The organism is Pseudomonas corrugata (assembly GCF_001269905.1).
GTDB lineage: Bacteria > Pseudomonadota > Gammaproteobacteria > Pseudomonadales > Pseudomonadaceae > Aquipseudomonas > Aquipseudomonas corrugata.
This window is the reverse complement of the sequence record NZ_LHVK01000031.1, coordinates 157,046-164,322: the sequence shown is the minus strand read 5'-3', so window position 1 is coordinate 164,322 and position 7,277 is coordinate 157,046. Positions and strand designations below refer to the sequence as shown.

Here is a 7,277-nt window from a genome sequence, read left to right as displayed (position 1 = left end):
TCTAAGCGGGAAACTTGCCTCAAGATGAGATCTCACTGGAGCCTTGAGCTCCCTGAAGGGCCGTCGAAGACTACGACGTTGATAGGCAGGGTGTGTAAGCGCTGTGAGGCGTTGAGCTAACCTGTACTAATTGCCCGTGAGGCTTGACCATATAACACCCAAGCAATTTGCTTGCTCCGAGCTGAAAAGCACAGGGCACCAGATTGCGGTGTGTGAAGACGAAACGAACCGAAAGTTCGAACTGACTCAGCAGCAACACACAAACTATCGCATACCCATTCGCTGGAACGTTGCCCCTGCAACGCGCTGGCTACCGAATTTCTTGACGACCATAGAGCGTTGGAACCACCTGATCCCATCCCGAACTCAGAAGTGAAACGATGCATCGCCGATGGTAGTGTGGGGTTTCCCCATGTGAGAGTAGGTCATCGTCAAGATTAAATTCCGAAACCCCTATCTGCTGATGCAGGTAGGGGTTTTGTTTTTGCTCTCAAAAAAGTTTGCACTCACCGCGAGTGTGCAGACCAGGTGTCTATTGCATCGATGGGCACCCGTTTAACTGCGTAAGGTGAAGCGTCTACGCCTCGGGTACCGGGCAGCTCAGATCCCCTTCCTTGCACTTGAGGTAGGTCTTGAAGGTCTCCACCCGCGCCTTGGTGAGCGCCGTGATGCAGTTGCTGTAGATCAGCGGATAGACGCTGCCACCCTCGACCCCGGACGCAGAGAACTTGCACTCAGTGTCACGGAAACCGATCCAGGCCCGCTGTGCCTTGACCAGTAACTGTTTGCCCTCGGGATTGTTTTTCAGGCGCGCTGTGATCTGCTTGTACAAGCTATTCAGCTCGTTGTCGGCGGCATTCTTCTCTTGGGCCGCGCATTGGTTCATCTCGCCTTGGGTGGTGGCATTGGCGCAGTCGTCGGCTTGGGCCAGGGCGACAAACAATAACAGTGTCAGGGCCAGTAGCAAGCGTGAGGACATGGTCGATCTCTCCTTGAAGGGGGGGAAATGCCGGAGGAGTTTACCTCGCTGCTTTAGGTTTCAGTCATCGGCCCATACTCAAACAACGGTCTGATACAACTTTCCGGTTGGCCTTGTGGTCTTACAAGCCTACTGTTGAACACAGGAGGTGACCCATGCATTTATCTGATCGCATCGAAAGAAAGATCCTGCTCAAGGCGCCGCGTTCCCAGGTCTGGCGTGCCCTGGCCAATGCCGAAGCCTTTGGACAATGGTTTGGGGTGGCCCTGGAGGGCAAACGGTTTGTGGCCGGTGAACGAACCCAGGGACAGATCACTTATCCCGGTTATGAGCATCTTACCTGGGATGTAGCGGTGGAGCGGGTCGAGCCCGAGCGGATGTTGTCGTTTCGTTGGCATCCCTACGCGATTGAGCCTCAGGTGGATTACTCTCAGGAGCCCGAGACGCGGGTTCAATTCGAACTGGAAGACATCGACGGAGGCACTTTGCTCAAGGTCGTGGAGTCGGGATTTGACGGTATCCCCGAAGCTCGTCGACTTAAAGCCTTCCGCATGGACAGCCGCGGCTGGGACGAGCAGATGGCCAATATCGAAGAGTTCCTGAACAGGTCTTGAGTTGGTACTCATCGGCGGCGCCAGGGGGCTCAACCCAGAAAACCAAGGGTTTTCGGAAGGGTGGTATAGCGAATGTCTTACACGAGATGGTAGTGATGTCGACTGTTGCGTTTTGGATCCGACGCGTAATCTGTACTCATCCACTGAAGCACAGGGAGTGCTCAGGATCAGGGACGATCGACCTTGCCAGGATGGCTATCGACAGGGAGTCGTGATGGTCTTGGAAAAACCCGCTTCGGCGGGTTTTTTTTCGTCTATCAAAAAAGTCCAGGTGGGGCGGTATAGCGAAACACTTACACATAGGCGCTACGTTCTCGTCTTTTCCCCCAGTGGCGGTGGGCCTAATCTATGTTCATCCACTGAGTACAGGGAGTGCTTGGGGTCATGGATGATGGGACCAGGCATGGAATGCCAGACAGGGAGTCAAATTGGTCCTCAAAAAACCCGCTTCGGCGGGTTTTTTTTCGTCTGGACAAAAGCCGCTCTGATCATGCCCAGTGTCCTGCCATGGTGCGGTCCGCGCCATCGGCAGCCAGAGCCTGGCCACCCGGGGTGCGGTCCGTACCATCAGCAGCCATCGTCTGCTGATAGTCCGAAGCCTGGGTAAAGAAACGCTCCGGTTGCTGGCTCGGCAAAGCGAAGGCACTGGTGCTCAGGGTGAAGGTGGCGGCGGCGATCAAGGCGTTGAAAGTTTTCATGGCCAGACTCCGGCCCTATCCAGAGTTGAGTGCCGGGTCGGGTGTGATCGTTAGACGGATACTGCCCAGGGTTTGCCTGATCCTGTTTGTGTGTCGGGATCAGGCGCTGCTGGCTTTCAGCGCCTGGGCACGCAGGCGAGCGATGTCTTTGCTCGGAGACGCGCCAAATAGACGGCTGTATTCACGGCTGAACTGCGAAGGGCTTTCGTACCCCATTTTGTAGCCGATTGACGAAACGTCGCTGTTTTCTGACAGCAGCAACCGCCGGGCTTCCTGCAGACGCAGCTGTTTCTGGTATTGCAGTGGGCTCATGGCGGTCACGGCCTTGAAGCGATGGTGCAGCGCCGAAGGACTGAGATTGATCATTTGTGCGAGGCTGTCGATGCTCAACGGCTCGGCGTAATGGGCGTTGAGCCACTCAATGGCGCGGCTGATGCGATGGGCCTGGGTGTCTGGGATAGCGATTTCATGCAATCGCTGGCCCTGGGTGCCGCGCAGCAGGCGATAGAAAATCTCCTGCTGGGCCAGAGGGGCCAAGGTGGCGATGTCGTCTGGACTGTCGAGTAATTGCAGTAGGCGCAACACAGCGTCGAGCAGTGGCGCATCAATGCGATCCAGGAACAACCCACGCTCGGTCCGTTGAGCCGGTACACCGATAGGGCTGGCGTCTGCGATCAGGCGGCAGACCTGTGCCGGATCGATGTCCAGGCGAATGCACAGGTAAGGTCGCTCGGGGCTGGCTTCGATGACTTGTCCGGCCAATGGCAGTGTGACTGAGACCACCAGATAATTAAGTGGGTCATAGACGTAGCACTCATCCGCCAGCCGTACTTCCTTGCTTCCCTCGATGATCACGCACAGACCGGGCTTGTGCACGATATGCAGGGCATCGGTTGGCTGGTCGCTGCGAATCAGGTTCAAAGCCGCGATGTCCGTCGGGAATACCCCATTCTCTGGCGCGAAGCGCTTCATCAGTGCCGCGAGCTCGGCGCGACGCTGGTTGACGCTGTCGTCTGGCGCAATCTGTATGGACGGGGATACCGACATGCCGATCAATCTCCTTGGCCAAATAAATGGATTGCGCTAGTAAAACCGATCGCGCGGTCGGCGGCCATGGCCAGTTTTGTTGCAACAGGATCGTGCAAGCGCGCAGGAGGATCCGGCTAACCCCGCCATCGGCTGCCTCCTTAATCTGGACCTGTCAAAACGCTCCCTTCGGGGGCGAACACACCCAGATGAGGAAACCATCATGTCCGATATCCAAAACAAAGTAGTCGTGATTACCGGTGCCAGCAGCGGGATTGGCGAAGCCGCAGCGCGTCTGCTGGCCGCCCGCGGTGCCCGCGTTGTACTTGGCGCGCGGCGCGTCGATCGTCTGCGAGCGCTGGTCCAGGAGCTCGGAGCCTCTGGCCAACAGGCGGTCTGCAAGGCCGTAGACGTGACTCGTCGCGACGATGTCCAGAGTCTGATCGACTTCGCCGTCGAGCGTTTCGGCAAGGTGGATGTGATCATCAACAACGCTGGCGTCATGCCGCTCTCCAAGCTTGAGGCACTGAAAGTCGACGAGTGGGATCGGATGATCGACGTCAACATCCGTGGCGTGCTCCATGGCATCGCGGCCGGCTTGCCCTTGATGCAGCGTCAGCGCAGCGGCCAGTTCATCAACATCGCGTCCATTGGGGCCTATGCCGTTAGCCCTACCGCCGCTGTGTATTGCGCCACCAAGTATGCCGTGCGGGCCATTTCCGAAGGGTTGCGCCAGGAGGTCGGCGGTGATGTCCGGGTGACGGTGATTGCGCCCGGCGTGACCGAATCGGAACTGGCCGAGAGTATTTCCGATGAAGGGGGACGCGCCGAAATGCGCGAGTTCCGCAGGATCGCCATACCCGCCGAGGCCATTGCCCGTGCGATTGCCTATGCCATCGAGCAACCAGCGGATGTGGACGTCAGCGAACTGATCGTCCGGCCAACCGCCAGCCCATTCTGAATCGACCAGACCGACAGGAGATGCTCCCATGAGACAAACATCGGGTGACCAGGACAAATTTGTCGGCCTGTGGGTGACGGCCGATGGCGTGATCCGCCATCGGCTGCTGCCGGGGGGACGCTATGACGAAGCACGAGGTTCGCGTGAGAGTGCGTACCAGGGCGACTATTGGTTGCAGGACGATCATATCGAATACCACGACGACACCGGCTTTACCGCCGACGGGGATTTTCGCGAAGGCGTGCTTTATCACGCAGGGATGGTCTTGTATCGCCAGGAGGGGTGAGGCACGCGGCGATACGGGGTGGCGAGGGAATGAATCCCCTCCCCACAGGTTTTACTGATCGTTACGCCAATTCCAACCGCGCCGCGGCACGCTGGGTGATCTGCAAGCGCACCCGGAACGACTCCGCCGCGCGCCGCTTGGCTTCCTCCAGTATTTGTGCAGGCGCAGTGTCCGGGCAGCCGGCGTCGAAGGGCGGGGCCGGGGCATATTCGAGTTGCAGCTGGACCAGTTCGGCGGTGTCCTGATCGAACAGTTCGGCTGCCAGGGTCAAGGCAAAATCGATACCGGCGGTGATACCGCCACCGGTGATCAATTTGCCGTCACGCACTACGCGATCCTTGATCGGTGTTGCCCCCAGGGTGGACAACAAGCTGTGGTAGGCCCAATGGGTGGTGGCCCGCTTTCCTTGCAACAGGCCCGCCGCACCGAGCACCAGCGCCCCGGTGCACACCGACGTGATGTACTGCGCTTGGCTGGCCTGGCGCTTGATGAACGCCAGTGTCTGCTCGTCCTCCATCAATGGGCCAACACCGGTGCCACCGGGGATGCAGATCACGTCCAGCTTCGGGCAGCCTTCGAACGTGGTGGTGGGCAACAAAACCAGCCCGGTACTGGAGGTGACCGGCTCCAGGTCTTTCCAGATCAGGTGCACCTTCACGCCTGGCAATGACGCCAGCACGTCATAAGGGCCGGTAAGGTCCAGTTGTTGAACCTGGGGGAATAACAGCAAGCCGATCTGCAATGTCATGTTGCTTCTCCTTTGGATAATGCCCGGGGGGGTGGACGGTTCCACTTTAGGTCCGTAGGCTCTGGCGTATACGCCAATAAGCCCACGAATTACGCCAACATGTCCAATCCACCGAAAACCGTTCATGTCCTGGCTTTCGCCAACGTGCAAGTGCTTGATGTCACCGGGCCCTTACAGGTGTTTGCCTCCGCCAACGATATGGCCCGCCAGCGAGGCCTGCCATTGCCGTACGCGCCGACAGTGATAGCTGTCGGTGGTGGCGCGGTGGTGTCTTCGGCGGGCCTGGCGTTGATGGCCGAGCCGTTGCCGACCGAAGGCAGTGACACCTTTTTGATCGCTGGCGGTTGGGGGGTGTACGAAGCGGCGAAGGACCCGGCGCTGGTGGCCTGGGTCAAGGACCACGGCCAGCGTTCGCGGCGGGTGGCCTCGGTGTGCACCGGAGCATTCCTGCTGGCCGCCAGCGGCTGGCTGGACGGGCGTCGAGTGGTCACGCACTGGACGCGTTGCGAGCAACTGGCCGAGCAGCATCCGCAATTGCGGGTCGAACCCAATCCTATTTTCATCAACGACGGCCCGGTCTGGACCTCGGCCGGGGTCACGGCGGGCATCGACCTGGCTCTGGCTCTGGTGGAGGACGACCTGGGGCGCGCCGTGGCCCTGGAAGTCGCCCGGCAATTGGTGGTGTTCCTCAAGCGGCCGGGCGGGCAGTCGCAGTTCAGCGTGACGTTGTCACTACAGAATCAGGGCGGCCGTTTTGATGAGCTGCACGCCTGGATCGCCGAAAACCTCACCCAGGACCTGGGCCTGCCCAACCTGGCTGCAGAGGCGGGCATGAGCGAACGCAGCTTTGTCCGTCATTACCGCGCCGAGACCGGCCAGACCCCGGCGCGGGCGGTGGAACTGATTCGCGTGGAAACCGCCCGCCGCCTGTTGTCTGATACCTGCGTGCCGATCAAGCGAGTAGCGGTGCAATGCGGTTTCGGCAGTGAAGAAACCCTGCGCCGCAGTTTCCTGCGGGCCATGGGTGTGACGCCCCAGGCGTATCGCGAGCGTTTCGCTGTCAGCCTTCAAGCAGATCCAGCAGTGCCTTGATCGTGGCCTCGGGGGCCTCCTGGGGAATGTTGTGACCCACGCCGCTCAGCACTCGACGCTCGTACGGACCGCTGAAGTGCCTGGCGTCTTCATCCTGTTCAGGGGCTGGTCCCACGCCGTCGTCGGCTCCGCACAGGGAAATGCTGGGCACGCTGATGTCCGGTTGCGCCGTGAGCTGTTCCTCCATCCATTCAAGGGTCGGATCCCCCGGCGCGTACAGGAACCGATGGCGGTAGGAATGAATCACCACGTCGACGAAGTCCGGGTTGTCGAAAGAGGGCGCGCTGAGTGGATACAGCTCTGCGCCGCGCTTCCAGGTCGGTGACCACAGGCGCCAGAGCCACTCACACAACTCACGTCGGTTCTGCCTCAGGCCTTCCACGCCCCGGGCGGTATGGAAATAATACTGGTACCACAAGCGATGTTCCGTCTGCGGATCCAGCGGTTGGGTTGACCGGGGAATATCCTGCAGGTTGTAGCCATCGCCGGTGACCAGGCAACGAACGCGCTCGGGCCACAGCGCCGCCACGATACACGCCGCCCGGCCGCCCCAGTCGTAGCCGCACAACGCTGCCTGAGATACGTTGAGTTCATGCATCAGGTCCAACAGGTCCTGGGCCAGCGCGGCTTGCTGGCCGGAACGCATGATCGCCGGGTTGTTGAACCGGGTCGGGCCGTAGCCGCGCAGGTAGGGCACGATGACCCGGTAGCCACGCAGGGCCAAGACCGGCGCAACTTCATCGAAAGCCCTGGGATCATAAGGAAAACCGTGCAGCAGGATGACCGGCTCGCCGCTGGCGGGACCGTGCTCTTCGTAGGCGATACGCAACAGGGGTGTCACCGCGAAACTGATCCTGGGATCCTGCTTCATGT

General features: G+C 59.9%; 9 protein-coding genes and 2 rRNA genes. 6 read left to right on the top strand and 5 right to left on the bottom strand.

Annotated elements, in window-relative coordinates; translation table 11 throughout:
- Window positions 1–151 (top strand): 23S ribosomal RNA (locus tag AD665_RS26545); the annotation flags it as partial.
- Window positions 152–321: 170 nt separating this feature from the next.
- Window positions 322–437 (top strand): 5S ribosomal RNA (rrf, locus tag AD665_RS26540).
- A gap of 140 nt (window positions 438–577) precedes the next feature.
- Here the strand turns inward: rrf and AD665_RS26535 are convergent.
- Window positions 578–979, bottom strand: a complete 402-nt coding sequence (locus AD665_RS26535) for a lysozyme inhibitor LprI family protein (RefSeq protein ID WP_053194389.1) — start codon at window positions 977–979, stop codon at window positions 578–580.
- Window positions 980–1,134: 155 nt separating this feature from the next.
- Here AD665_RS26535 and AD665_RS26530 point away from each other — a divergent pair, with 155 nt between their 5' ends.
- The gene (locus AD665_RS26530) at window positions 1,135–1,593 is read left to right on the top strand and encodes an SRPBCC family protein (protein WP_053194388.1); all 459 of its coding nucleotides are present in this window, start codon (window positions 1,135–1,137) and stop codon (window positions 1,591–1,593) included.
- Between the two features lie 488 nt (window positions 1,594–2,081).
- Here the strand turns inward: AD665_RS26530 and AD665_RS26525 are convergent, their stop codons facing one another.
- Together AD665_RS26525 and AD665_RS26520 are read right to left on the bottom strand one after the other, a co-directional pair.
- Window positions 2,082–2,291, bottom strand: coding sequence for a hypothetical protein (locus AD665_RS26525; RefSeq protein WP_050593775.1), 210 nt, complete (start codon window positions 2,289–2,291; stop codon window positions 2,082–2,084).
- A gap of 99 nt (window positions 2,292–2,390) precedes the next feature.
- Window positions 2,391–3,338 carry an AraC family transcriptional regulator gene (locus AD665_RS26520; RefSeq protein WP_053194387.1) on the bottom strand — a complete coding sequence of 316 codons (948 nt, stop codon included), beginning with the start codon at window positions 3,336–3,338 and terminating at the stop codon, window positions 2,391–2,393.
- Window positions 3,339–3,540: 202 nt separating this feature from the next.
- Between AD665_RS26520 and AD665_RS26515 the strand changes: the two genes are divergently transcribed.
- Window positions 3,541–4,278 (top strand): SDR family oxidoreductase, encoded by a 738-nt coding sequence (locus AD665_RS26515; RefSeq protein WP_024776611.1) that lies wholly within the window; start codon window positions 3,541–3,543, stop codon window positions 4,276–4,278.
- Window positions 4,279–4,306: 28 nt separating this feature from the next.
- A complete protein-coding gene (locus AD665_RS26510) occupies window positions 4,307–4,564 on the top strand; it encodes an Atu4866 domain-containing protein (RefSeq protein ID WP_024776610.1) in 258 nt (85 codons plus the stop codon).
- Between the two features lie 61 nt (window positions 4,565–4,625).
- Here AD665_RS26510 and inhA read toward each other — a convergent pair whose 3' ends face one another.
- Window positions 4,626–5,312: an isonitrile hydratase gene (gene inhA / locus AD665_RS26505; RefSeq protein WP_053194386.1), complete on the bottom strand. Its 687-nt coding sequence runs from the start codon at window positions 5,310–5,312 to the stop codon at window positions 4,626–4,628.
- Between the two features lie 99 nt (window positions 5,313–5,411).
- Here inhA and AD665_RS26500 point away from each other — a divergent pair, with 99 nt between their 5' ends.
- Window positions 5,412–6,404, top strand: a complete 993-nt coding sequence (locus AD665_RS26500; protein ID WP_024776608.1) for a GlxA family transcriptional regulator — start codon at window positions 5,412–5,414, stop codon at window positions 6,402–6,404.
- Here the strand turns inward: AD665_RS26500 and AD665_RS26495 are convergent.
- The gene (locus tag AD665_RS26495; protein WP_024776607.1) at window positions 6,373–7,275 is read right to left on the bottom strand and encodes an alpha/beta fold hydrolase; all 903 of its coding nucleotides are present in this window, start codon (window positions 7,273–7,275) and stop codon (window positions 6,373–6,375) included. The genes AD665_RS26500 and AD665_RS26495 overlap by 32 nt on opposite strands.
- Window positions 7,276–7,277: the final 2 nt, after the last annotated feature.

What these genes read in the sequence shown, in the direction of transcription:
- AD665_RS26495 (WP_024776607.1), bottom strand. Translation starts at nt 7,275, where the DNA reads ATGAAGCAGGATCCCAGGATCAGTTTCGCGGTGACACCCCTGTTGCGT.
- AD665_RS26525 (WP_050593775.1), bottom strand. Translation starts at nt 2,291, where the DNA reads ATGAAAACTTTCAACGCCTTGATCGCCGCCGCCACCTTCACCCTGAGC.
- AD665_RS26535 (WP_053194389.1), bottom strand. Translation starts at nt 979, where the DNA reads ATGTCCTCACGCTTGCTACTGGCCCTGACACTGTTATTGTTTGTCGCC.
- AD665_RS26500 (WP_024776608.1), top strand. Translation starts at nt 5,412, where the DNA reads ATGTCCAATCCACCGAAAACCGTTCATGTCCTGGCTTTCGCCAACGTG.
- AD665_RS26520 (WP_053194387.1), bottom strand. Translation starts at nt 3,338, where the DNA reads ATGTCGGTATCCCCGTCCATACAGATTGCGCCAGACGACAGCGTCAAC.
- AD665_RS26515 (WP_024776611.1), top strand. Translation starts at nt 3,541, where the DNA reads ATGTCCGATATCCAAAACAAAGTAGTCGTGATTACCGGTGCCAGCAGC.
- AD665_RS26530 (WP_053194388.1), top strand. Translation starts at nt 1,135, where the DNA reads ATGCATTTATCTGATCGCATCGAAAGAAAGATCCTGCTCAAGGCGCCG.
- AD665_RS26510 (WP_024776610.1), top strand. Translation starts at nt 4,307, where the DNA reads ATGAGACAAACATCGGGTGACCAGGACAAATTTGTCGGCCTGTGGGTG.
- inhA (WP_053194386.1), bottom strand. Translation starts at nt 5,312, where the DNA reads ATGACATTGCAGATCGGCTTGCTGTTATTCCCCCAGGTTCAACAACTG.